Here is a 26,588-nt window from a genome sequence, read left to right as displayed (position 1 = left end):
CATTCCTTTCAGGACGAAAGATAAAAATGTCAGATAATAATCAATATAACGATAACCTGCATCAGGTACGTTTTCATGGCAAGGGCGGAGAGTATTTCGCAATATGGCTGGTTAATGCATTATTAACCATCATCACTCTGGGGATTTATTCGGCATGGGCGACCGTTCGCCGTCGTCGTTATTTCCTCGGTAATACCGAAATTAATGGCGACCGTTTTGATTACCACGCAAAACCCGTTCAGATATTGAAAGGACGTTTGCTGGTGATTGGCGGCATTATCGTCTTTTATATTCTGGCCGCACTGCTGCCTCAGCTGGCTCTGTTGATTGCGCTGGTTTTCCTCGCGCTATTGCCCTGGGTGATTATCCGCAGCTGGCGTTATAACGCGATCATGACCAGTTACCGTGGTGTGCGTTTTAACTATCACTGCAAAACAGGCCGTGCGTACTGGACAATGTATCTGTGTCCGATTCTGTTAATGCTGGCGCTGTATATTCCGATCACTGCGGTGGTATTAATTGCCGTTCAGATGGCCAGTATCAGCGCGATTCTGATCAGCGTGGTATTAGTGGCGGTGGCATTGGTACCGGGTGTGGCAGCGGTGCAGGGTATTATCAGCGCCATGACACACGATCTGTATGTGAATAATCTCTTTTTCGGCAATACCGCTTTCCGCGCTGATCTGAAAAAAGCCGCATTTATTAAATATAGCCTGCTGGGCATTGTGTTATTCCTGCCTTTCCTGATCATCGCCCTGTGGCTGATGGGTTCCTTCTTCACTACGCTGTTACAGATGGCTTATATGGGGGGCATGTCTGAAGACATGGCGGGCATGATGCTGATGAGCAATTTATTCAGCTTCATTCTGGCCTTCATCATCATGTTTGTCGGCGCGCTGGTGGTGGCGAGCTATCAGGTGGTGGCTGTGCGCAATTACGTCTTTAACCAGACGCAAATCGGTGACCGCGTGAAACTGCGTTCATCCATGAAAACGATGTCTTATCTGGGTCTGCTGTTCACCAATGCGCTGATTGTGGTCTGCTCGCTGGGGCTGGCAACGCCTGTCGCCCATGTCCGTTCCGCCCGCTATATGGCAGCCTGCACGGCGGTGACCGGTGATTTATCCCTGCTGGAAGTTCAGGCGCATGCTGACACCGCCAACACGGCAGTGGCAGAAGAAGTGACTCAGGCGTTCGACCTTGGCGTCGGAATGTAATGCATGATCATTGAAGGCTTTTATCAGCCTCCTGGACGGGCAGCTCGCAAGGCTGCCCGCCTTTTTTTGGGCGGCGACCCGTGTCTGACGCTGGAAGCTGAAAACCTGAACCCGACTTTTTCTCTCAGCGAGATCGAGGTTTCTGATGCGCTGGGCACGATCCCGCTGTTTCTCACTTTTCCCGATGGTGGCCGTTTTGTGCCTGCCGATGACGGTGCATTTCGTCACTGGTTACGGCAGCATCGCCGGCCCGGCTGGGTATACCGCATGGAAAGCCATAAGCGCGGGGTGCTCCTCACCTTACTGGCGACCTGCCTGCTGATTTTCTTTTATATCTACGGTTTATTGCCGTGGGCCAGCAATGTGATTGCGCAGCGAATTCCCACCACTGTTGAGCAAAACCTCGGGCGTCATACGCTGACACTGCTCAGCGCCAGTGATTTCCGGGATTCGGCGTTGCCTGCCGATAAACAGAAAGCACTTCAGCAGCTTTTCCAGCAGGTGATCCCGCCGTCATTACGCACCGACCGTACGCCGGTCCGGCTGAAGCTGATGAATATTCCCGATGTGGCTAACGCTTTCATGCTGACGGACGGCACGCTGATCCTCAGCGATAAACTGGTGGCGCTTAGCCCGGGTGATGACGCGCTGGCAGGGGTAATGCTGCATGAGATGGGACATCACGCTTACCGGCATCCCATGCGCATGCTGGTGCGTTCCTCGCTGGTGTCCCTCACGCTGTTATGGATGACCGGCGATGTCAGCGGCATTGGCGATACCTTATTACAAACGGCATCGCTGGCGAATGAACTGCAATTTTCCCGCGGTATGGAGCGTGAAGCGGATAACTGGGCGATAGCAGAAATGAAGCGGGAAGGGCGCTCGCTTGAGCAAATGGCGGAAATATACAGCAGGGTATCCGCAGAATCGCAGAAGGAGAAAGCGGACGGCGTGTTACCTGACTGGCTCAGCACACATCCTGCGATGCAGTCACGTATCGGGCATATCAGGGATGCGGCAAAGGAGTAGTGATGATCTAAAACCTCTGACGGGTCCGCGAAAGAACCCGTCAGAACGTGAAGTCTTACTCGTAGGTCACCGTAAAATTCGCGACTGCATTCGCCGATAGCATTAAGTATCTTCAACTCAACGACTTCAGATGAAAAAGCAAAGTCGGGCGAAGATAACAATTTGGAAAAACTGATCAGGTCGTTAATAAGACTTGCGGGTATCAGCGTTACTTCCAGAACTGTGCTTTTGTTTTTATTATCTTTTCATCCTATTTTCTATTTCCTCTGATGATTTTTATAATTATTATTATTTATAATAAACATTTATTTCCGGTTTTGATTGGCCAGCTTTAATAACATATTGTTTTTTAGGCACTCCGCTAATTTTTTTACTGTCATGCCCGTTGATACTTTTTCGTCGGATTGCCTCCCGCGCTGTTATGAAATATCCCATTATATTTCAACTGGATAATGCGAGGTACTGGTATTGTTTAGTCTGTACATTTAATGTGGTGTATGTTCTAAAGTTATTTAATTACTAGTATTTTTGTTTGCGAATATATAGGTTTTTGCATGTAATTCAAGGTTAAAACATTGTTCGTTAACTTTACTAAAATATTAATTAAGGAGATCGGCTGTATTGTTATCCCTGTGATGCACTATTATCTGCCCCAGAAGTAAGGGCGCGTAATTATTTTACAGAACTTACTGCTTTATTAAATCGGACAGTACTGTCTATGAAATGTAAACTCAAAAAGCAAAGGGATATGTTGATGAAAATGAATACCTATTTTAAAGTGGGTCTGTTAGCTGCAGGCCTGGCTGCTGCAAGTGTTCATGCGGCAGATGAGTCTGGTAGCCTGAAATTCAAAGGTGAAATTATTGCCGGTGCATGTACGGTTGATGGTGAACTTGCACCGATCGCATTTGGTGATGTTTCAGGCAGTGCAATTGTTGATGGCTCCGTTGCAAAACAAGACATCACGATTAACCTGACCGGTTGCCCGGCCGTAGCGAATGTGAAGTTGACCACCAACGGTGATAAAGACGTCACCAACAATAAATTACTGAAATTATCTGATTCTTCTTTAGCAACGGGCTTTGGTATTGGTCTGTATAACGAAGATGGCAGCGAATTGGCAGTTCAGACAGAATCGAACCCAGTGGCTGTAAATCCAGAACTGGGTACCGCAGTAATTAACCTGAAAGCAGCTCCGGTTAAAGTGGGCGAATCTGTAACTGGTGGCGCATTTGATGCAACGACCAGTTTCACTCTGTCTTACAATTAATAAAATAAGTGAATTTTTAATTCGCTGATATTTGAATATATAAAGGATTATCTCATGAAAATGAAAATGGTTTCAGCAGCTGTATTTGTATTTGCTGCACTGAGTTCTCAGGCTGCATTCGCTATTGATGGTACACTTAATTTTACCGGTACCGTTAAATCTACTGCTTGTTCTCTGGAGTCAAAAGATTTGACTGTAACTATTGAGAAAGTAGCAGCATCTACCCTTAATGCATTAGCTGTTGGTGAAACTACTCCGGGTGCATCAGAGCCATTTAGTCTGGTATTGCGTGGTTGCCCTGCATCCGTGACGAGCGCAAACGTGAAGTTTAAAGGCAACTCAAGTACCTCTAACCAGTTTACTGATGCAACTCCTAGTGCTGTAGGTACTATCATCAAAGCAGCCGATGGTACTCTTCAGGTTCCAAATACTGATATGCCGGCTGCCCTGGTTGAAGGGGATAACACCCTTAACTATGTTGCTGCTCTGACTCGTACCAAGACTAGTAATGTTGGCACCGGCTCCTGGACTCTTAATCTTCCGTTCGAAATTACTTATCAATAATTTTGAATCTTAATAAATATACGGAATAAGGTGACTTATTCCGTTTTTTTTCGAGGTATTGTATGAAACGTGCAGCCATTTTTATATGTGGCCTGTTAGGGTTATGTTTTATTTTTCAGGCTACCGCTGGTGTAACAGTGGGTGCTACGCGAGTTGTTTTCTCCAGTGATATGAAAGAAACATCGCTTTCTGTTAATAATACAGGCATCGACTCAGTTTTTTTGGTCCGCTCCTGGGTCAGCAATTTTGAGGATGAAAGTAAAGCAAGCATACCCTTTATCGCTACCCCGCCACTTTTCAGAATTGAAAAGAACCAAAATAGCATTATTCGTATTGCGCTGAAATCTGCCGCTGGTTTGCCACAAGATCGGGAATCAATTTACTGGATGAATGTTCTGGTGATACCACCATCACAAAAGAAAAGTGATGAAGGCGGTAGCTTACAGTTCTCAGTGAATAACCGATTGAAATTGATTTATCGTCCTGCCGCGTTAAACAATCAAGATTTAAAAGATATATATTCAAAGGTTAAATTCAGCCGCTCGGGCGAAGGTCTAACTGTGACTAACCCTACGCCATATTACGTCTCATTCGGTAAAATTACTGTAAACAACTCACCAGTAACTGAAAGTGTTATGGTTCCGCCTTTGGCAAGTACGAAAATAAAAAAAGCGCCTATGGGTAATGACGTCTCCTGGACGGTTATTGATGATTACGGCGGAATCTCAAAACTAAGTCATGCCAAAATTTAAATTTGAAAAATAAGATCGCTCAACACCATTTTTAATAAGGAAGAATAATGCAGGACGAAAAAGGATTTTCTGCAAGGAAAAAACAACACTCTTTTTTTTTCGGGACTGTTAATCATTGCGGAGTACAGCAGATATTCAAACTAAAAAGTCTGCCCTTATTAATTTTATTGGCATTTAATTATAATTCTTTTGCAGCAGAAGAATTTAGTGCGGAAATGCTCAAAGCTGTCGGCAACGGCGGTAACATGGATGGCGTCGATCTTAATTATTTTGCCAATGAAGGTGGGCAAGCACCTGGCACTTATTCTGTGGATGTCTTCCTGAATAATGAGTTAATTGAAAGACGCTCTGTTATCTTCGTTGATGTTCCTGATTCACCGGGGAAGATTTTCGGTAAAGTGACGCCTGCGCAACTCTATGAGTATGGTGTAAAAGACGACGTTTTCCCGGCATTAAAAACGCAATCTCCAGGTCAGACGCTGGAAAAACCGCTGGTAACCTATATACCAGACGCCACAGAAAAACTCGATCTGGCAGGGGGGAAGTATTACATTACTGTCCCTCAAATCGGCGTTCGGCCACATATCCGAAATGCTGTAGATCCCTCTCTTTGGGATGACGGTATCCCTGCGTTAATGGTGAACTATAACTATTCCGGCTCCGATACTGACGATGAGATCAGCGGTGACTCGCAATCTAACTATTTGAACCTGCGTAGCGGAATTAACCTTGGTGCATGGCGTTTACGTAATTATTCAACCTATGCTGATAATACCAATGATGATGGCGATAAAACGCAATCATGGGATTCAATTCAAACCTATTTGCAACGCGATGTGCGTTTCCTGCAGGGCGGGCAACTGACGCTCGGTGAATACTCCTCGCCGGGTGAAGTTTTCGACAGTGTCCAGTTCACTGGTGCGCAATTATCTTCTGATGACAATATGCTGCCGGACCGTTTACGCCAGTATGCGCCGATAATTCGCGGTATCGCGCGCAGTAACGCTCAGGTGACTATCGAGCAGGATGGCTACACCATCTATCAAACGAACGTGGCACCTGGACCGTTTTCGATTACTGACCTCTATCCCTCCAGTAACGGTGGGGATATGAAAGTAACAATCAAAGAGGCCGATGGGTCGACAACGCAATACACTCAGGCCACCAGTTCAGTGCCAATCCTGCAACGTGAAGGGCGTCTGAAATACAGCGCCACGGCAGGTCGCTATCGTTCTGGCGTGGAAGATGTAGAAGAGCCTTATTTTGGCCAGTTGACCGCAATTTATGGTCTTTCGTCAAACATCACCGCCTATGGTGGCACACAGTTTGCCGATAATTATAAGGCCGCATCGGCGGGCCTGGGTATGGATATGGGCCGAATTGGTGCGTTGTCTTTAGACGTCACCCATGCAGTCAGTACCCTTGAGGGTATCGGTGATAAGACCGGGCAATCCTACCGCCTCATGTATGCGAAAAATATCGATCAAACCGATACCAACTTGCAACTTGCTGGTTATCGTTATTCCACCAAAGGATATTATTCCTTTGACGATGTGCAGAAATTTAGCGCAGAAACGGAAGACGGGCTGGACGAGTTTAATCGTACCCATAATGCTCGCAGTAAAATTCAGGCCAGCATTAATCAGAATATCGCCGACCTTGCTACGATTTATTTTAGCGCCAGTGAACAAGATTATTGGGGAGGCGATGGCAAAGAACTATCATTACAAACCGGATTAACCAGCTCATTTAAAGGTATGACTTACGGCCTGAATTATAGTTATACCAAAAACCCGGGTATTGATGAATCCGATCAGGTTCTGGCATTTAATATGTCTATTCCGTTCAGCGCATTCATGAATTCATCTCAGGCCTGGGCAAGTTATAATATGACTTCGCGTAAAGATGGTTCAACAACACAGCAAGCGGGTGTTAATGGAACATTACTTGAAAATAATAACCTTAGTTATAGCGTTCAACAAGGTTATGAAAATAAAGGCGGCGGTGCCTCAGGGTCTTCCTCATTAGATTATAAAGGTTCATCCGGTGAAGCGCTGGTGGGGTATAGCTATACCGATCAAAATAAACAAATGACCTATGGCCTGTCAGGTGGCGTATTAGTACATGAAAATGGTGTAACGCTTTCTCAATATATGGGCGACAGTGTGACGCTTGTTAAAGCACCTGGGGCATCTGATGTTTACATTGAAAACAGTACGGGTGTGAGTACCGACTGGCGTGGTTATGCTGTCGTACCTTACGCTCAGCCGTACAAGAAAAATGAAGTGAGGCTAAGAACCGAAAGTATGGGTTCGAAACTGGATATTGCAGAACCTTCATTAACCGTTATACCGACCAAGGGCGCAGTCGTCTTGGCGAAATATAATGCCAAAGTAGGCGATCGTGCGTTAATTACGATGACTTACGCAGGTGCACCATTGCCGTTCGGTACTGTAGTTTCTGTCATGGACAGCGAAACAGACAATACAGGCATTGTTGGTGAGAATGGCGAGGTCTATCTGACCGGGCTGGCAGCACAAGGGCGCTTGTTGGCGAAATGGGGTAATGGCACAGAGAAGCAATGCTATGCCAGTTATCAACTCGCGAGCACCCCGGAAACTGCTGAAGATTTGATCAAGCAAGCCTCTGCACAATGCAAATAATTATGAGAAAGATAATGAACAGACAGAATATTCCTTTATTGAAATCGATATGTAATCTGGGGTTATTCATTGCCATTGCTTTGACCTGTTTTGCCGCAAGCGCGGGGTGTCAGAATGTGCAATCTGAAAATAGGTTCAGTACGAGTGTAGGCACTTTGCCAATAACTCGTGAAACACCCATAGGCAGTGTTTTCTATACCAATGCCAATCCGGCAGGGGGGAAGAAATTTGCCGATTCTTGCACTGGTACCTACTTCTATACTATTAAAACGCAAGCCACACGTACGCCTATGGGAAATAATATTTTCGGAAGCGGGACCGGTGAAGGTAGTGCCGAAGGAATCGGTTTCAGAGTTAAAATAGACGGAGAGGTGGTCAACAATGATTCAACCGTTGTCAGAACGAGCGCGGTTTCACCTCTCATGTCACCTCAGGTCAATATTGAATTTCTGAAAACCGGCACGGTTACGCCGGGTTGGATAATTGGCGTTTTGTTTAGCGTGTATTTACATGATGATAGTGGCAACCAATACAAAGTAGGGTCATACAATTTTTTTGCGACAATTAGTGAAATTGGCTGTGATTTTATCGATTCCTCATCCATCTCGGTTCCTATGCCGCCGGTGAGTAATCAGGACTTTGATGGTATCGGCAGTGAATCGAGTAAAACGGCTAATGCAAATATCCGTCTTACCTGCGGTGCCAATACACCGGTCTATTTCCGCGTATTCAATAATGAAGGTCGCAATAATATCATTCCTGTTTCTTCAGATAGTGAAGCAAAAGGACTTGGGATCCGTCTGGCAATGAATGGTCAGGATCTGGATTTTAATACTTCTTATAATATTGTTAACACAACCCGGGAAATGGATGTCACTATTCCGTTGCAGGCACGTTATGTACAAACTGACGAGCAGATCACGGGGGGCGAACTGAAAGCCACTGCAGCATTTGTTATCCAGTATAATTAATTGCGGTAAACAACGAAGCCCCTGGTGAAAACTGGGGGCTTCGTTGTTTCTTTTTCAATGTGAAGATTCGTACACACCACCACCCGCCCCAAATGGCAGATGAGTAAATCACACTCGTCCCGATAACACGCCTTATTTTTCCATTTATCGGGATGGACAGGAGACGAGTCGTATTGGCGAAAACGACAATGCTTAAAATGAGGTTCAATTCGTGTTATTTGCTGAATATATTTTTCAGAAAAGTTAATTATGGTTATATCTTTTTGAATCATAGAAAATTTATAAGAAAAAAATATATTTTATAAAAAAAAGTGGATTTTACTTTAACTTTGTTAAAGGTATAGTTAAGTAAGGTTTAACTAAAACTGTCTTGCAGCCTGCTATTTACTTTATATACCGTGGTGTTAATGAAAGGCATTATTTGTTTTTTTAGACAAAAACCTTATTTTTACAGAGTGATACATGAAATTTAATTGCTGGTAAGGAGACCAAAATTGAGTATCTTGACTATGATTGATGTTGAGAATACGAACTCTCGTATTTCACCAGAGGTCAGGGGACTGGACAGGATGAAAGAGAACACACTCACCGATCGTTTTAAAATGGTGAAAAATTTTGATCTCAATTTATTGACTACGTTTGAGGCTGTTTTTATTCATCGTAGCGGAACCAAAGCCGCAGATGCCCTTGGCATCACGCCTTCTGCTGTCAGTCAGGCACTGGGGCGCTTACGTGTTCATTATAATGATGCATTGTTCATCAGGGATGGTAAGGCACTGGCACCGACCACCGTTGCGATCGGGATACACGAAGGCCTGGCGGAGGCTTACGACAATTTAGTGGCGAAATTGCAGAATATCTCGTTTGATTCTCTGCCGACCCGACTTGTTGTTCACTGCTCACCTTACATTTCAATGTTTACGATAAACGTGATGCGCAAGGTACTGGATGAAATTGCACCCGACTGTGAAATAGTGCACAGCACGAGCGGCAATTCGATTGCTGAAACTGAAGATGCTCTGATTTTCCGTAAGGCTGACATCATTTTTGACGTTCATCCGCACGTTAGCCATTCCCGGGTTAGCCAGCATATTTCCAGCGAAGTGCCGGTGATGATTTGCCGCCGATCGCATCCTCGCCTTAGAGGGAGCCTGTCAAGGGAGCAGGCTGCGCAAGAGAGCCATATTTTCGTTGATTCCGAGAGTACTAGTCTTTTATCTAACAGGTTGGATGTTAATACTTTGCTGCAAGTTGACAGGAAATGTCGGTTTATCAGCCCTTCATTTCTCTCCATTATCTCGATGGTAGAAACATCCGACATGCTGGCTTTTATCACAGAACGTTTCTATGAAAAAATGAAAAATGCTTTTGATATCCAGAAGTTGTCGACGGATATGACGTTGCCTTCTCAACCGGTCTATATGGTTTACAATAAAGCAGCACTTAATAACCAGTTTTTCTCAACGCTGGTGAGAAAAATGACAGATACTTTTTTGCAGGAATTTCAGAATAATTCCCCGCGTTAATCAGGGTGTAGCAGGAATAAAAAATGCCAGTCAGGTTTCCCTGACTGGCATCTGTTTTTATAGATTTTAACATTTACATCTGGCTGAGATTACAGCGCAGCAATCGTGGCTTTCTGTTCCGCCAGTTTCACTTTCGCTTCACCACAGGCCGTCAGACGTTCGCGCTCTTTGGCGACAACCGCTTCCGGCGCACGCGCCACAAAACCTTCGTTAGACAGCTTGCCTTCGATGGAAGCAATCTCGCCGTCCAGTTTCGCCATCTCTTTGTCCAGACGTGCCAGCTCGGCATCTTTATCAATCAGACCGGCCATTGGGATCAGCAGTTCCGCACCTTCCACCAGCTTAGTAACAGAGACCGGGCCTTTGTCGCCAGCAGGCAGAATGGTGATGGACTCCAGACGCGCCAGAGACTGAATAAAGCTCAGGTTCTGTTCCACACGACGTTGTGCATCCGCACTCGCGCCACGCAGCAGCAGTTCCAGCGGCTTAGCCGGAGACAGGTTCATCTCGGCACGCACGTTACGGATAGCGATGATCGCCTGCTTGATCCACTCGAGATCGGCCAGCGCCAGTTCGTCCGCTTTTGCTGCATCAAACTCAGGGAAAGGCTGCAGCATAATGGTTTCTGCTGTGATGCCTTTCAGCGATTTCACGCGCTGCCAGATGGTTTCGGTGATGAATGGAATAATCGGGTGCGCAAGACGCAGCAGACCTTCCAGCACTTCCACCAGCGTATGACGGGTGCCACGCAGTTGCGCTTCGTTGCCACCGTTCATGACCGGCTTGGTCAGCTCAAGATACCAGTCGCAGAACTGGTTCCAGGTGAATTCATACAGAATGCTGGCAGCCAGATCGAAGCGGTAGTTATCCATCGCTTCCCGGTAAGATTTCACCGTGCGGTTATATTCCGCCAGGATCCAGCGGTCAGCCAGTGACAGCTCAAGTTCGCCGCCGTTCAGGCCACAATCCTGATCTTCGGTGTTCATCAGCACGAAGCGGCTGGCGTTCCACAGCTTGTTACAGAAGTTGCGGTAGCCTTCAAGACGCTTCATATCCCAGTTGATGTCACGGCCGGTAGACGCCAGTGCCGCCAGCGTGAAGCGCAGGGCATCAGTACCGTGCGGTTCGATGCCATTCGGGAATTGCTTCTCGGTGCGCTTGCGGATTTTCTCTGCCAGTTGCGGCTGCATCATGTTGCCGGTACGTTTTTCCAGCAGATCTTCCAGCGAGATACCGTCAATCATATCCAGCGGATCGATAACGTTACCTTTGGACTTGGACATTTTCTGCCCTTCGTCGTCACGGATCAGGCCGGTCATATACACGGTGTGGAACGGAACCTGTGGCTTACCGTTTTCGTCTTTCACGAAATGCATGGTCATCATGATCATGCGCGCGATCCAGAAGAAGATGATATCGAAGCCGCTGACGACCACGCTTGAAGGGTGGAAAGCTTTCAGGTCAGGTGTCTGTGCTGGCCAGCCCAGTGTGGAGAACGTCCACAGACCGGAAGAGAACCAGGTGTCGAGCACGTCTTCGTCCTGAGTCAGCACGACGTCTGCGCCCAGGTTGTTCTCGCTGCGCACTTCCGCTTCGTCACGACCAACAAACACGTTGCCTTCGGCGTCATACCACGCCGGAATGCGATGTCCCCACCAAAGCTGACGGGAAATACACCAGTCCTGAATGTCACGCATCCAGCTGAAGTACATGTTTTCGTATTGCTTCGGCACGAACTGAATGTCGCCTTGCTCAACGGCTTCCACCGCAACTTTCGCCAGCGGTGCAGTGCGCACGTACCACTGGTCAGTCAGCATTGGTTCGATAACTACGCCGCCACGGTCACCGTAAGGCACGGTCAGATCGTGAGGTTTGATTTCTTCCAGCAAACCGGCTTCGTCGAAGGCGGCGACCACGGCTTTACGTGCGGCAAAACGCTCAAGGCCACGGAACTGCTCAGGGATATCGTTGGCGCATGCATCGCTTTCTTCGCCGTTAGTATCGAAGATTTCAGCGGTCTGGCGGATGTCACCATCGAAAGTCAGGATATTGATCATCGGCAGGCCGTGACGTTTACCGACTTCATAGTCGTTAAAGTCATGCGCCGGGGTGATCTTCACGCAACCCGTACCTTTTTGCATATCGGCGTGTTCATCGGCAACAATCGGAATACGACGGCCTACCAGCGGGAGAATGATCTCTTTGCCGATCAGATCGCGGTAACGCGGATCTTCCGGGTTAACGGCAACGCCGGTATCACCGAGCACGGTTTCCGGACGCGTGGTGGCGACCACTAGGTAATCTTTGCCTTCAGCGGTTTTCGCGCCGTCAGCCAGCGGATAACGCAGGTGCCACATGGAACCTTTGGATTCGCGGTTTTCCACTTCAAGATCTGAAATCGCGGTACGCAGTTTCGGATCCCAGTTCACCAGACGTTTTCCGCGGTAAATCAGGTCTTCTTTGTACAGACGAACGAACACTTCGCGCACGGCGTCAGACAGGCCTTCGTCCATCGTGAAGCGTTCACGCTCCCAGTCCACGGAATCACCCAGGCGGCGCATCTGGCGGGTAATGGTGCCGCCGGATTCTGCTTTCCAGTCCCAGATTTTGTTGATAAACGCTTCACGGCCGTAATCGTGACGGGTTTTGCCTTCTTCAGCGGCGATTTTACGTTCAACCACCATCTGCGTTGCGATACCCGCATGGTCAGTCCCCGCCTGCCACAGAGTATTTTTCCCCTGCATGCGCTGATAGCGGATCATGGCGTCCATGATGGTTTGCTGGAAAGCATGACCCATGTGCAAGCTGCCGGTGACGTTCGGCGGCGGGATCATGATGGCAAAGCTTTCTTTACTGGTGTCACCATGTGGCTTGAAATAGCCCTGTTGTTCCCAGTGCTCGTAAAGCGGCTGCTCGATGTCTTGCGGGTTATATGTCTTATCCATTTCGCTTCGTATTTTCGTCGGTCAATGTGGTGACTGAGGGCGGCGTGGCCGTCGTCAAAGAGAAACCCACGCTGCGATAGGCTTTGTAGCGTTCGCGCGCAAGTTGTTTAAGGGAATCTTCGTAAGGAACGAAGTCTACCACTTCATGGAAAGCAGTAGCAAAATCTGCAAACTCAGGCAGCAGGCTGATGAGCAAGTCGCGTGGCGCATTGCCGCGTTTTCCCGGCCAGCATAATTCTACCGGCGCACCAAAACGCGGGCCTTCACCGGCCAGATTATGGGGCACAAAGTGGTTCGGCTCGCGTTGCCAGAGCGCTTCATCCAGGCGCTCAGCTTGTTTCTGATCTTCACAGGCCAGCAGAACACGTTTGCCCATCCGGTAACGTTCAGCGGCGACCAGACAGGCCAGTGCTTCGTGCGAGCTGAGCTCGCCACTGGCGTCCGGCGCATCGAGAAGAAAGAAGGTTGCCTGTTTCATGATGAGTTCACTGTGCTGCTGAGAAAAAACAGGGGCGCAACTGGTGCGCCCGCCTGTGGAGGGGCTGGCGAACCAGACCCTGATAGTGGAGATTATATCTTATTTAGCAGAGGAATCACTCATCGCCATCCAGCCCTGCACGGTTGAGCAGGAACTGTGACAACAGCGCAACCGGACGACCGGTTGCGCCTTTGTTCTTGCCTGAACGCCATGCGGTACCGGCGATATCCAGATGTGCCCAACTGTATTTGCGGGTGAAACGCGACAGGAAGCAACCGGCGGTGATCGCACCACCCGGACGGCCACCGATGTTTGCCATATCCGCAAAATTAGAATCCAGCTGTTCCTGATATTCATCAGCCAGCGGCAAACGCCATGCACGGTCACCCGCCTGTTCGGACGCGCCGATCAGTTCATGCGCCAGAGGATTGTGATTCGACAGCAAACCGGTGATGTGATGGCCAAGCGCAATCACGCAGGCACCGGTCAGCGTAGCGACGTCAATCACCAGCTCAGGATCGAAACGTTCAACGTAGGTCAGTGCATCGCACAGCACCAGGCGGCCTTCGGCGTCCGTATTCAGCACTTCGACAGTCTGGCCGGACATGGTGGTCAGAATGTCGCCCGGACGGAATGCCTGGCCGCCAGGCATGTTTTCACAGCCTGCCAGCACGCCAATGACGTTCAGTGGCAGATTGAGTTCAGCCACCACACGCATCGCACCGTAAACGGCTGCGGCGCCACACATGTCGTACTTCATTTCATCCATATCCGCAGCGGGCTTAATGGAAATACCGCCGGAATCGAAGGTCAGACCTTTACCCACGAGCACGATAGGCTTAGCGTCCGGGTTAGGATTTCCTTTATATTCCATCACCGACATCAGTGATTCGTTTTTCGAACCCTGACCCACCGCCAGATACGCATTCATTCCCAGCTCTTTCATCTGCTGCTCGCCGATAACGCGGGTCGTGATGTTGGTGCTGAACGCATCTGCCAGCTGACGGGCCTGTGACGCCAGATATGCGGCGTTACAGATGTTCGGGGGCATATTGCCGAGATCTTTCGCGGCTTTAATACCGGCTGACACCGCCAGACCGTGTTGAATGGCGCGCTCACCGCTGGTCAGTTCACGGCGGGTCGGCACGTTGAACACCATTTTACGCAGCGGACGGCGCGGCTCGGTTTTGTTGCTTTTCAACTGATCGAAAGTGTAAAGCGACTCTTTGGAGGTTTCGACCGCCTGACGCACTTTCCAGTAAGTATTACGGCCTTTTACGTGCAGCTCGGTGAGGAAGCAAACGGCTTCCATAGAACCGGTGTCGTTCAGGGTGTTAATGGTTTTCTGGATAACCTGCTTGTACTGGCGCTCATCCAGCTCGCGTTCTTTGCCGCACCCAATCAGCAAAATGCGTTCTGAAAGAATATTCGGTACATGATGCAGTAAGAGGGTCTGGCCCACTTTGCCTTCAAGTTCGCCACGGCGAAGCAGGGCGCTGATGTAGCCATCACTGATTTTATCGAGTTGTTCGGCAATCGGTGACAGGCGGCGAGGTTCGAAAACGCCGACTACAATACAGGCACTGCGTTGTTTTTCCGGGCTACCGCTTTTTACGCTGAACTCCATGCACTCTCCTGAATCTTAAAGACAAGGGCGGGAGGTACGGCTAGAATGAGTCGCCGGAGACACTCTCCCGTCATTGTGTTAACGACCTGTGTTAACCTTAAACGGCGTTAGTTTTTATTTTGGCGGCTATAAGCAAGTTCCTATAGGACACCCCAATTCTCGGTGTTGTAATACTATTTTAGCTGCGAAGGTTGCCATATGATGAGAATAAATGACGGATTAGCGATGAAACTAGCGATTTTCCTTCAAAAAGACAAGTTTTCACAGGCGTATTAAGCGTGATCATCATTAGATATCTGGTTAGGGAAACCTTCAAGAGCCAATTTGCCATTCTGTTCATTTTGCTTCTCATCTTCTTCTGTCAGAAGCTGGTCAGAGTGCTCGGAGCAGCGGTCGATGGCGATATCCCAACAAATTTAGTTCTCTCACTTCTGGGCCTTGGCGTTCCGGAGATGGCGCAGCTTATTCTGCCGCTCAGTCTGTTTCTCGGCCTGCTGATGACGCTCGGTAAACTTTATACCGACAGTGAAATCACGGTCATGCACGCCTGTGGTCTTGGAAAACGGTCACTGGTCATCGCCGCGCTGGTTCTGGCGCTATTTACGTCAGTTTTTGCCGGCGTGAATGCGATCTGGCTCAGCCCGTGGTCGTCGAAACATCAGGATGAAGTGCTGGCGGAGGCGAAAGCCAACCCGAGCATGGCCGCGATGGTCGAAGGCCAGTTCCAGCAAGCCCAGAACGGCAATGCGGTGCTGTTCGTTGGCAGTGTTAAAGGGAAGGAATTCCATAACGTCTTCCTGGCTCAACTGCGGCCGAACGGCAACCAGCGGCCTTCCGTTGTGGTCGCTGATAAAGGACATATGTTGCAGCGTGCGGACGGCTCCCAGCAGGTGATGCTGGATAAAGGCACCCGTTATGAAGGCACTGCGCTGTTGCGTGATTTTCGCGTGACGGATTTCACCGATTATCTGGCGGTTATCGGGCATCAGGCTGTACAGCTTGACCCTAATCAGTCGGATCAGATGACCATGACGCAACTCTGGAATTCCAACGAACCGGAAGCGCGGGCAGAGCTGAACTGGCGTTTAACGCTGATCGTTTCAGTCTTTATTATGGCGTTGCTGGTGGTTCCGCTCAGCGTGGTGAATCCTCGTCAGGGGCGTGTACTCAGTATGCTGCCGGCGATCCTGCTGTATCTGATTTTCTTCCTGCTGCAAACCTCGCTGCGCTCCAACGGTGCCAAAGGTAAGCTGGATCCGATGCTCTGGATGTGGGGAACCAACCTGCTCTACTTTGCACTGGCATTGGTGCTTAATGCATGGGACACCTTGCCGGTTCGCAAGATCCGCGCGCGTCTGAGAGGAGCTGCCTGATGTTTGGCGTATTAGACCGTTACATTGGTCGCACTATTTTCAACACCATCATGATGACGTTGTTCATGCTGGTGTCACTCTCCGGCATCATCAAGTTTGTCGATCAGTTGCGTAAAGTCGGGCAGGGCGGATATTCCGCCGCTGGCGCCGGTTTATACACCCTGCTGAGCGTACCGAAGGATATCGAAATCTTCTTCCCGATGGCAGCGCTGCTGGGCGCATTGCTGGGCCTCGGCACGCTGGCAACACGCAGCGAGCTGGTAGTGATGCAGGCATCCGGTTTCACCCGCATGCAGATTGCCGCCTCCGTGATGAAAACGGCGATTCCGCTGGTGTTGCTGACCATGGCGATTGGTGAATGGGTTGCGCCGCAGGGCGAACAAATGGCGCGTAACTACCGTGCGCAACAGATGTACGGTGGCTCACTGCTTTCCACGCAAAACGGAGTGTGGGCAAAAGACGGTCACGATTTTATCTACATCGAACGCGTGGCGGGTGAAAAAGAGCTGACCGGCGTCAACATCTATCATTTCAATGAAGAGAATAAACTGCAGTCAGTCCGTTACGCGTCATCCGCGACCTTTGATAATGGTGAGTGGAAACTCTCTCAGGTGGATGAATCTGATCTGACGGATCAACTGCAAATCACCGGTTCGCAGACGCTGACCGGCGTATGGAAAACCAACCTGACGCCGGACAAACTCGGTGTGGTTGCGCTCGACCCAGATGCATTGTCGATCAGCGGCCTGCACAACTATGTGAAATACCTGAAGCAGAGCGGGCAGGAAGCAAAACGTTACCAGCTGAATATGTGGAGTAAAATCTTCTCGCCACTGTCGGTTGCGGTGATGATGCTGATGGCGCTGTCGTTCATCTTCGGGCCTTTACGCAGCGTACCGATGGGGGTGCGCGTGGTGACCGGTATTTGCTTCGGTTTTCTGTTCTACGTGCTTGACCAGATATTCGGCCCGTTAAGCCTGGTTTACAGCATTCCGCCGATTCTGGGCGCATTGCTGCCGAGCGGGCTTTTCTTCGTCATCAGCATGTTCTTACTGCTGAAAAAACGCTAAATCCGGCAGTACAGATAAACAAAAAGCAGGCTCTTTTCAGAGGCCTGCTTTTTACATCTGAATTCTGAATTCTGAATATTGAGAACTGAGCCGTCAGATCTCGTTATTACGCACCAGATCGGCCACCAGATTGTTCACGCCATCGCTCATATTTTTAAACTTGGTCAGTTCGCTGCGGGTCACAACCACGAACACGCCTACACCGCGCTGCGGCACCATCGCGACATACGTGATAAAGCCACCACCGCCGCCGGTTTTCTGAATGATACGTGGCAGCAACGGCGTCGGCGCCATCGTTACCCAGCCCATTCCCAGCGAGTCCGCCATTCCCGGTACATCCATTCCTTTGAGCGAGACCAGATCCGTACGCTTGTAATACATCTTCTGCGCCATATCGGCGGTTGTAGTGCGTTGCCCGAGGAACTGACGCATCCAGCGGCCCATATCGGCAGGCGTGGAGTAAAGGCCTCCGCTGCCTGCTGCCGCAATAGTGTTGATACACGGGCTCGGACGCAGACCTTCCATCAGGCGTGAACACTGGCTGGCGTTTGGCGTCAGCGTGGTATCGACCATGCCGAGCGGCTGAGTGATTTGCTCGCGCAGCAACTGGGTATAAGGCTGATTAGCGGCTTTCGATAATGCATCGGACAGCAGGTCAAACGCCAGATTTGAGTAAGAGGCGCGTGCACCCGGCGGCACAGTCAGTTTGGCGACACTCAGCCAGCTCCAGCGATCACTTTTAGTCGGCCAGGTGAAGACGGCACGATGTGCGACACCGCCCGGCTGCTCGCGCGGCAAACCGCTGGTGTGGGTGGCGAGATTCAGCAGGGTGATCGGATTTGTGCCGCTGTAAGCAGGAACACGGGCACCGGCCGGGGCGTATTTACGCAACGGATCGTTAATACTGACTTTGCCCTGCTGCGCCATTTTTACCAGCACTTCACTGGTAATAAGTTTGGTCAGCGAGGCGATACGCACCACAGAGTCTTCACGTGGTCGCAAATCGGAACCGGGACGGGTTTCCCCGAAGCTGCGGAAAACCTGCTGATTGTTATCAACGACAACCAGCGCCATTCCCATCGCGCCGCTGCCGTAAAAGATGTGTTCTGCATGGTCATCCACGACCTGCGACGCCAGACGCGCATTCTGCTGCGCGTGGCTCCATAAAGGCGTACTGGCGAAGGCCAGCGCGAGGAGCGAAAGTGAGAGTTTTTTCAACAAGCTGGTATCCATCAACAGGGCAAGATCTATTCGTGATTTGTATACTAATGCGAAGTTTGAGAAACGGCATTGGAAAAACGTGGGTAAACAGAAGATTTTTGTCAGCAAATCCTCACTGAGCTGCGGTGTATGACTGTTTTTTCAACACTTAAACCGAACAACACGGGATAACTATTGCGTGACCGGCTGGGCTGGGTATAATGCCCACGTTTTCCGCATACTACTTTCAGTGCCGAAGTGGCGAAATCGGTAGACGCAGTTGATTCAAAATCAACCGCCGCAAGGTGTGCCGGTTCGAGTCCGGCCTTCGGCACCATTAGTATGTAAATTAAGTCACCTGCGGGTGGCTTTTTTTATACCTAAAATCCAGCAGTTACCCACCTCTCTCGCTATATTAACTCTCTCAAGGTCAACCGACTTCAACGTACATCTACCAACAGATGTTGGTACAGATGATGGTATTTCCGGTTCGATAATGCTTGTACCAACAGGGAGGGGATAAGCATGGCTCTAACAGATATCAAAGTCAGAACAGCTAAGCCAACGGATAAGCAATACAAGCTGACGGAAGGCAATGACTTTTATCGAGGTCATGATGCAGTACCTCTAATAAAGAACACTCAGCATAAGTGTGGCAAGACTTACGCTGAGGGACGTCCATTACATCACTTCACCAGCAGCATCTCTGTCACTTAAAAAATCTTCCGTCTGTGAAAAAATAAACTGTTTTAAAAACTGATCAATACGAATGTTCAGCTTAAACAGGGATATGGTTACGCCATCTTTTTTTTCAAAATAGATTTTGGCTTTTGCTTTATCTACCGTTACTTTTAATGCGTCGAAACGACCAAAGTCGTTGAGATTCTTATCATTAACCCTATCAGCCATTAATGCTATGAGTAGCCCTTTATCTAAACCAAGAGCATTAACAACTGCGTTTAATTGCGCATTTTCAGCGTTATCTTTATAGGTGTTGATGTAGTCTCTAAAAGTATAGCCTTCAAGTAGTTGCGCATCGCCGCGCTGCAAGTCGTGCAAGAAGAGTTTGGCGTACTTTTGCTCAATTTGGGTGAGCGTTGCAAACGACTTGTGCAGCTCATTTAATGTGGATTCAATACTCTCTGGGTCTTGATGTTTGTTCAACTCTTTTAAAAATTTATCAAAGCGGCTGTTCATATAGTCGGCATCGATTTTGCCGGTATCTATTTCAGTTAAATAACCACTGATATCAAAAGGCACATCGCCGCCACCAGCACCGTCGTGATCACCTTTGCCTACCAACTCTTTATAGCGGAGGGCAAGGCTCAGGTAAGTTTGTTCGTCTATAGTGAGCGTTATCTCATGTTCTACATCATTTTCAGTAAAAGAATAGACCGATTGTTCCCAGTGCAAACCTTGTACTTTAGCCGCTTCCTGATGCTGACTAAAGGTGTTAAACAACTTGGCAAATTGGGCACAGGTTTCTATATCGTCTGGCAGTTTTTCAAAATTCTCAATACCGGCGCTAACAAATAGCTCGGTAATGTCGGCCACTAATTCATTCATGGCTTTTAGATTGCTTTCTAACTTATCAACAAACAAGCCGATAGGCTTATCACCAGAATAAAGTTTTACCGCAGCATTAATGTGCTGCTCCATGGTATGTGGATAGCGATAATAACGAATGATGCCGTGGGGTTTGTCGGGGCCAAATAAGCGATTGGTGCGAGAGAAAGCTTGAATAATATTCTGATATTTAATTACCTTATCTAAATACAAGGTATTAAGCCATTTCGAGTCAAAACCAGTTAGCATTTGATCCACTACAATCAGTAAATCTAATTGCTTCGAAGGCTCGGTATGAATACGCTCGTAAGGCTTTTTATGGGCAAGCCGCTTGGCTACATCTTTTTTAAAACCTGCATGGTGCGCAAAATCATAATCCTGACCGTAACGCTCGTTGTAGTCGGCCATAATTTCGTCTAAGCCATCCCCTTTAAAAGTGGGGCCACGGTCACCACTGCCGTCGTTATCAATATTAGGATCAAATAAGGCTGTGATTTTCAGCTCAGGTTTAGCCGCTTTTAAACGCCGGTAATAGTCAATTGCTTCAGCGATACTATTTGTGGCTAAAATGGCGTGAAACTTATTGCCTTGGCTGAGAACATCCCATTTATCTAGGATGTCACTGACGACGTTTTCCTGATGGGTGACAGTTGAATATTGGCTTTTAGGTACATAGTCTTCAATACCTTTGTGATATTTTCCTGTGGCATCTTTATAGCCAGCCATAGGTACATCGTTTATGTAGTGATTAAACTTTTCCTTTTTAGCTGGATCCCCCATTGCATCAGCAACCGACCCAGCTTTGGCTTGTTCTAATGCAACTTCTTTCCTTAAATCACTATCTTTAAAGGTAGGCACTTTATAAGGATCAAAGCCCAAAACGTTACCATCACGTATACCATCCGCTATGCTATAGCGATGCAACTCGTTACCAAAAACGTCAGCGGTAGTATTGCTATTGATTTTATTTTCATCATGAATTGGCGTGCCAGTAAACCCAAAAAATAGTGCCTTAGGGAATGTTTTTTTAATGCTTACTAACATGCCTAGTTTATTTTCTTTACCACCACTCATCGTCGAACGGTGTGCTTCATCAATTATAAATACCAAGCGCTTAGCTCGGATTTTTTCTATGTCTGCAGAATTTGTTGCTGACCCCTCATCATCAACTTCTTCAAAAATATTACTCATTTTTTGAATGGAGCTAACAATTAACGTATCGGCGGGGGCGGTGCTTTTTAATGTGGTAATCAGTACATGAGTATTTTCGGTGGCTTGAACGTCTTCGCCATCGCTGGCAAAATTGCGATATTCAGTCAGCGACTGGGTACCCAGCTCAATCCTGTCCATTAAAAAAATCACTTTATCGGCATCTTTGGATTGTGCAATCAACTGCGCCGATTTAAAGCTGGTCATAGTTTTACCCGAACCCGTGGTATGCCACACATATCCCCCGAGTCGATCGGGATTATTGGCCGCGTTACCCAGTTGCTGCCAGTTGGTTTTGGCCACTTTGTCAGATATCGCATTGGCGGCGTAATACTGATAACTGCGCATTACCTTAAGCACGCCGTCGGTATCGTCGGCGACGGTATAAAAGCCAATCAACTGGTGCGCCATAGGGATGGAAAGCAAGGTAGAGGCGATGTCTTTCCAATGGTTCATGGGTTCGTTATTAAAATCGGCCCAGTTAAACTGATAGTCGGGGTTAAACTTGCCGTCGAGCCCAGGGTTGGCAAAGTATTTGGCCTCGTTTGGCTCCATGGCCACAAACACCTGGATGAGCGAAAACAGGCCGCTAAATACACCCTCTTTGCTGTATTTTTCAATTTGGTTCACTGCCTGGCTAACCGGAATGCCGCTGCGCTTCAGCTCTACATGGATCACCGGCATACCGTTAATCAGTAGCAGCACATCACCGCGTCTGTCGTTACGTAAAGGGCTACCGCGTTCAAATTTAGGCTGCTGCACTATTTGGTAACGGCTTTGGCCAGCGGCAATTTCCTGGCGGTCGTATATTTTTAAGCTGACTTCTTTGCCCATATGCAAGGTATCGGCTGGGTTATCGCGCTTAATGGCCACGGTTTTGCCGTTAATTAAACCGTTTAGTTTGAGCGGGGTTTTTAGTTCTTTGATTTGCTCAATAATTTGCTGCATTTCAGTCGCGGTAAGCGGGACATCATTTAAACGATCCCGCTGGCGATTGTTTTCAAACAAAATGTTTGCCCAGTTTTGCAGTAAATCCGCTTCGGTTTTGTTTTTGAGTATCTCAGTTTCCCAGCCCTTATGGGTCAGTACTTCAATAAAGGCCTGCTCAAATTGCGCTTCGGTTTTAAAGGTAATCATGATGGCGCTCCCTGTTAGACAAACATTTTGCTTAAGCAGGCCTGCTTAATGTTATTGAGTTTAGTGATTTGTTGTTGGTGTTGGTTGAGCAATGCGTCGAGCTTTTGGAAGTAGTTGCCGATTTGGGTTTGTTCTGACTCAGAAGGTGCCATATAACTATAAATATTCAGTTCATCCCTATTTATCTTTGGCATGCCCGTGCGCGACGAAACTGAAACCGAGTATTTGTAAAAGTCTTCGGTATGAAGAATTGCAAATAAATAATTTTGAACTACTCCATTTTTGGTATTCAATACATATGCGTCTGCACTAGCAAGCCCTTCAAAAGGTGCGATAACATACTTTGCTAGTTGAGGGTTAATTTTTCCATAAATTATATCACCATTATTAAAATGGAATTTTCCGCTTATTAAATTGCTATCTTTTACTTTCAATACATTATTGTAAAATCTTCCTGTGAAAGATTCTATATTTCCTGGGCCGACATGAAATAACTCACTATACTGGCAGTTTCTCGGATCTACCATGTTTGTTGAAATATCAACCGTGTCGCTCCAACTGCGTTCCACCCACTCCCCACTAAACCCTTTAAAGCGGATTTCCGGGAGGGTTTCGCCTTGTTTGGGGAACATTTTCTCCAACATGGCTTTTTTAATGTTGCTGAGCTTGTCATGCTTTTGCTGGTGTTGGTTGATCAGCGTGTCGAGTTTTTGGAAGTAGTAGCCGATGGCTATTTGTTCTTGTCTTTTAGGTGTACTAATTTCGGTGTCTAAGATGTTTCTGTTGTACAGTCGTTTGATGGTGCTGCCTTCTAGCCCGCTCCATTTAACCATAGAATAAAAAACCTTTAAGAAAGCATTGTCTATATTTCCATCATGTTTTAGCCAAACAATATTTGAGTCCTGAAAGTATTGCTCTTCCCCTTTGTATTCAACAACGCGACCAATACTTCCAGACGCTGACAGTAGAAGGTCTCCCACAACTGGATATGGGTATTTTGCTTTATATTCATCAAATAGAGATTTACTAATAAAAGCATCAGGTTGCTTTCCAAAAGTACCTATTTTAAAGAATGGAACGTCACCAGCTATGGTCGTTTGATGCTTAAAAATTCTTTTATTCATCGCGACAGAACCAAGATCACCCAAAGTTAGGTTTTCCCACTCCCCACTAAACCCCTTAAACCGAATCTCCGGTACCATATTATCCACACTCATCTTATTCACCCTTCAATAAGCTGGTGAGCTCTGCCAAGCCCTGTAAATCAAATTCATTACCTGTAAGTTCACTCATCATCTGCGCCAGTGCTTGCTCGGTGTTTTTTATCTCATTCGCCACTTGCGAATAGGTGACGGCGTATTTATCAGCAAGGGCTTGCACTTGGTTAGTCAGTTGGCTAATCACGGCGTTTGGCATGGCTGCGATCTCGGTGCTAAATGGCGCAATCCATTTAAGGTGCAGCAGGTTGTTCACCTGTTCATCGGTTAATTTTTCGATAGCTGTTTTGGTTTCTGAGTGCAGGACTGCGGCCGCATCTTTGATCGTTTTTTTCAGGGTTTTTTCTTCATCAATTAATTTGCTTGCGCGAATAATTTTGGCTTCATAGCTGTCTTCGGCAAATTTAGTTTTGGCATCTTTTTGCTCTTTCAGGAACGCTTTGGCGGCTTTGCCTAATTCGGTATTGGCAAAGCCGTCTTTGCTTTCTTTGACCGTATCTTGTTCTTTTTCTTCTTCGGTTAGAGATTCTAAAATTTCTTCCAGCGTGCTGGCGATTTCTGCCAGGCGGGTTTCTTTAGCTGCCAGGGCTTGTAAGTCATCATTTAAATAAGTTTGTTGCACTAAATCAAACGGCAGTATGTGGCCTTTCCAGCCGTCATGTACTTCGGTGTCTTTGCCGTCTTTCTTCTTAATGACCATATTGGGGTCAATTTGTTTGGCGGCGGCAAAGCCTTCGGTGTGTATCATTTCTAAATCGGCACTGATGATTTGCCATTGGTTGTTTAGAAATTGGTAAGCCATGTATTTGTCGATTAAGGCAATAGGGGCTAAGCGAGTAAATAGCTCGGCACTTAATACCGCCTCTTGTTGGTTACGCTTTACGCTTTGCCAGTTCTGTATTAACTGAGTGTTTAAGTGGTCATCAAAGCCATTAAAGGCCTGGTTGTAGGCGCTGATAAAATCCAGCACTTGCGGGTGCCCACTAATGCTGGCGTTGACGTCCTGTTTGGCAATGGCCAACTCACTGTAAGCGGAAGATTTTGGTGTAAACAGAGTACCGTGCAATTGCGGGAACGCTTGCCAAAAATTGTCTAACTCGGCAATTTCGCTGTTGGGGATCCCGCCGAGCATGGTGGCGTGTAAATCCCAGCGTTGCGCCGCCGCAGAGGAATCCACATAGCGCGGTATATTGAGGTTGTAGCCGTTGTCGCGCAGGGTTTGTTTGCTCACCAGTTGCGAAAACTTGTCGATACTTTCGCGGTTAATCACCGCATCAGTAATGCGCTTGATATCACTGGCTTGAAGTTTGTTGTTTTTGCCTTCTTTCATAAAGTGTTTGGAGGCATCGACCACTAATACATCGGTGTTTTGGCGTTTTTGTTTGAGGACTAAAATCACCGTTGGAATGCCGGTGCCAAAAAAGATATTGGCCGGTAAACCGATAACAGTATCAATGTGATTCTGCTCAATGAGTTGCTTGCGAATTTGACCTTCTTCACCGCCACGGAACAGGACACCATGGGGCAGAACAATTGCCATAATGCCATCCGGCTTTATGTGGTAGAGGTCGTGCAGTAAAAAAGCAAAATCGGCTTTGGTTTTAGGGGCTAAGCCAAAACGTGAATAGCGTGGATCGCTGTCTTTAAAGCTAGGGTCCCAGTTTTGTGAGTAAGGCGGGTTGGATACCACTGCATCGACATGTAAGGCGTAGTATGAGCCTTGAGGATCGTTATCATCAAAATACGGCCAATCTTCTTCCAGGGTGTCGCCATTACGGGTTTTAATGTTACTGGCTTTGATACCGCGCATGATGAGGTTCATACGGGTTAGGTTGTAGGTATTGGCTTTTAACTCTTGGGCGTAATAGGTGATGCTGTCTTTGTTTTTAGCGTATTTCTCGAACGCCTCACCGATATTGATCAGCAACGAACCAGAGCCGGAGGTAGGGTCGTAAATTTTGATGGTATCTTTGTGTTTTAACTCGTGGGCGATGATGTTCGACATAAGTACCGAGACTTCATGAGGCGTGTAAAACTCACCGGCTTTTTTACCCGCATTGGCGGCAAATTTCTCAAGCAGGTATTCGTAAATGTAGCCCAGGACGTCATACCCTTGATTACCATTCATAGGGATGCTTTTGATCAGGTGCAGTAAGTCGCTGATGGCTTTGGTGCGTTTGCCAGCACTTTCCCCCAGTTTGCTTAAACCTGTTTCTAAGGTGGTAAAAATGCCTTCAAACAGTTTTTTATAAGTTGGCGAAATCAAACGGCTAAAGGCTGAGAGCGCATCACGCACGTTAGATTCATCAAATTCGGAAGTCGGATCAATCCATGTAGAAAACAGATTATCGTAGGCTATAAAGTAGCCCAGGTTGTCTTGCACATATTTAACGGTATCGCCGTCTTCTTCATTGAGGGCTTTGATGTCTTCGGGCGTCATCCCCTGTCTGGTGACAAACTGCATTAGCTGGTCGCTTAGGTACTTGTAGAAGATAAAGCCAAGTATGTAATCTTTGTATTCGTTGGCTTCAATTTTAGAACGCATCTGGTTGGCAGATTCCCAGATTTTTGCCGCAAGCTGCTGTTTATTCACTATGAGTCCCGTTAAAAGCAATTTTTTTGGAAAGGGCTATTTTAGGGTTTTGATTGTACGTTTGATAAGAGCCTCTTGCCAGCGGCAAGGCCTTACGAGTCTGTATCAGTGAGTAGTCTGAGTTTCGATTCCCACCAGGACAACCATCTTCATATGAGACTGCCTCGATGTTGCTTTCAAT

The 26,588-nt window shown here is 47.6% G+C and carries 17 protein-coding genes, 1 tRNA gene and 1 pseudogene; 12 read left to right on the top strand and 7 right to left on the bottom strand.

All coding sequences use genetic code 11. From position 1 onward, the window contains the following. Nucleotides 1-26: 26 nt before the first annotated feature. The 8 genes from LC431_RS01960 (at nt 27) to LC431_RS01925 (ending at nt 9,992) form a co-directional block, all read left to right on the top strand. Nucleotides 27-1,217: a YjgN family protein gene (locus LC431_RS01960; RefSeq protein WP_013577156.1), complete on the top strand. Its 1,191-nt coding sequence runs from the start codon at nt 27-29 to the stop codon at nt 1,215-1,217. A 3-nt stretch (nt 1,218-1,220) separates the two neighbouring features. Next, nucleotides 1,221-2,246, top strand: coding sequence for a M48 family metallopeptidase (locus tag LC431_RS01955; protein ID WP_013577155.1), 1,026 nt, complete (start codon nt 1,221-1,223; stop codon nt 2,244-2,246). 754 nt (nt 2,247-3,000) lie between these two features. Continuing rightward, nucleotides 3,001-3,516 carry a fimbrial protein gene (locus LC431_RS01950; protein ID WP_015690498.1) on the top strand — a complete coding sequence of 172 codons (516 nt, stop codon included), beginning with the start codon at nt 3,001-3,003 and terminating at the stop codon, nt 3,514-3,516. A gap of 54 nt (nt 3,517-3,570) precedes the next feature. Beyond that, nucleotides 3,571-4,080, top strand: coding sequence for a fimbrial protein (locus LC431_RS01945; RefSeq protein ID WP_013577153.1), 510 nt, complete (start codon nt 3,571-3,573; stop codon nt 4,078-4,080). A 62-nt stretch (nt 4,081-4,142) separates the two neighbouring features. After that, nucleotides 4,143-4,832 carry a molecular chaperone gene (locus LC431_RS01940; RefSeq protein ID WP_013577152.1) on the top strand — a complete coding sequence of 230 codons (690 nt, stop codon included), beginning with the start codon at nt 4,143-4,145 and terminating at the stop codon, nt 4,830-4,832. A gap of 47 nt (nt 4,833-4,879) precedes the next feature. After that, on the top strand, nt 4,880-7,495 hold the full coding sequence (locus LC431_RS01935) for a fimbria/pilus outer membrane usher protein (protein ID WP_013577151.1): 2,616 nt from the start codon (nt 4,880-4,882) through the stop codon (nt 7,493-7,495). A 14-nt stretch (nt 7,496-7,509) separates the two neighbouring features. Then, entirely contained in the window at nt 7,510-8,466 is a 957-nt protein-coding gene (locus tag LC431_RS01930) for a fimbrial protein (protein ID WP_162906081.1), read from the top strand. Nucleotides 8,467-8,960: 494 nt separating this feature from the next. Next, complete coding sequence (locus LC431_RS01925; protein ID WP_205569701.1) at nt 8,961-9,992, top strand: LysR family transcriptional regulator; 1,032 nt, start codon at nt 8,961-8,963, stop codon at nt 9,990-9,992. Between the two features lie 89 nt (nt 9,993-10,081). Here the strand turns inward: LC431_RS01925 and LC431_RS01920 are convergent, their stop codons facing one another. The 3 genes from LC431_RS01920 to pepA form a co-directional block, all read right to left on the bottom strand. Next, nucleotides 10,082-12,937, bottom strand: coding sequence for a valine--tRNA ligase (locus LC431_RS01920; RefSeq protein WP_112151030.1), 2,856 nt, complete (start codon nt 12,935-12,937; stop codon nt 10,082-10,084). Continuing rightward, complete coding sequence (locus tag LC431_RS01915; protein WP_013577147.1) at nt 12,930-13,415, bottom strand: DNA polymerase III subunit chi; 486 nt, start codon at nt 13,413-13,415, stop codon at nt 12,930-12,932. The genes LC431_RS01920 and LC431_RS01915 overlap by 8 nt, the downstream gene beginning before the upstream one ends. A 115-nt stretch (nt 13,416-13,530) precedes the next feature. Continuing rightward, a complete protein-coding gene (pepA, locus tag LC431_RS01910; protein WP_013577146.1) occupies nt 13,531-15,042 on the bottom strand; it encodes a leucyl aminopeptidase in 1,512 nt (503 codons plus the stop codon). Nucleotides 15,043-15,320: 278 nt separating this feature from the next. On the opposite strand from pepA, the gene lptF reads away from it, so the two are divergent. Both lptF and lptG read left to right on the top strand, forming a co-directional pair. Further along, nucleotides 15,321-16,415 (top strand): LPS export ABC transporter permease LptF, encoded by a 1,095-nt coding sequence (gene lptF / locus LC431_RS01905; RefSeq protein WP_013577145.1) that lies wholly within the window; start codon nt 15,321-15,323, stop codon nt 16,413-16,415. After that, nucleotides 16,415-17,485 (top strand): LPS export ABC transporter permease LptG, encoded by a 1,071-nt coding sequence (gene lptG / locus LC431_RS01900; protein WP_013577144.1) that lies wholly within the window; start codon nt 16,415-16,417, stop codon nt 17,483-17,485. The genes lptF and lptG overlap by 1 nt, the downstream gene beginning before the upstream one ends. A gap of 93 nt (nt 17,486-17,578) precedes the next feature. Here the strand turns inward: lptG and ampH are convergent, their stop codons facing one another. Next, nucleotides 17,579-18,718: a D-alanyl-D-alanine-carboxypeptidase/endopeptidase AmpH gene (gene ampH, locus LC431_RS01895; protein ID WP_037033544.1), complete on the bottom strand. Its 1,140-nt coding sequence runs from the start codon at nt 18,716-18,718 to the stop codon at nt 17,579-17,581. A gap of 219 nt (nt 18,719-18,937) precedes the next feature. Between ampH and LC431_RS01890 the strand changes: the two genes are divergently transcribed. Together LC431_RS01890 and LC431_RS01885 are read left to right on the top strand one after the other, a co-directional pair. Continuing rightward, nucleotides 18,938-19,022: transfer RNA gene (locus tag LC431_RS01890), tRNA-Leu, on the top strand. A gap of 188 nt (nt 19,023-19,210) precedes the next feature. Then, a pseudogene (locus tag LC431_RS01885) lies at nt 19,211-19,291 on the top strand (DUF4102 domain-containing protein); the annotation flags it as partial. A gap of 75 nt (nt 19,292-19,366) precedes the next feature. Here the strand turns inward: LC431_RS01885 and LC431_RS01880 are convergent. The 3 genes from LC431_RS01880 to LC431_RS01870 are packed head-to-tail and all read right to left on the bottom strand — an operon-like array spanning nt 19,367 to nt 26,407. Beyond that, nucleotides 19,367-22,597: an HsdR family type I site-specific deoxyribonuclease gene (locus tag LC431_RS01880; RefSeq protein ID WP_223509199.1), complete on the bottom strand. Its 3,231-nt coding sequence runs from the start codon at nt 22,595-22,597 to the stop codon at nt 19,367-19,369. 14 nt (nt 22,598-22,611) lie between these two features. Further along, entirely contained in the window at nt 22,612-23,814 is a 1,203-nt protein-coding gene (locus LC431_RS01875) for a restriction endonuclease subunit S (RefSeq protein WP_223509197.1), read from the bottom strand. A 1-nt stretch (nt 23,815) separates the two neighbouring features. Continuing rightward, nucleotides 23,816-26,407, bottom strand: coding sequence for a type I restriction-modification system subunit M (locus tag LC431_RS01870; RefSeq protein ID WP_223509196.1), 2,592 nt, complete (start codon nt 26,405-26,407; stop codon nt 23,816-23,818). Nucleotides 26,408-26,588: the final 181 nt, after the last annotated feature.

The sequence above is a fragment of the Rahnella sp. GSA61A genome (assembly GCF_019969905.1).
Lineage (GTDB): Bacteria > Pseudomonadota > Gammaproteobacteria > Enterobacterales > Enterobacteriaceae > Rahnella > Rahnella aceris.
This window is presented reverse-complemented; position numbering and strand designations above follow the sequence as displayed.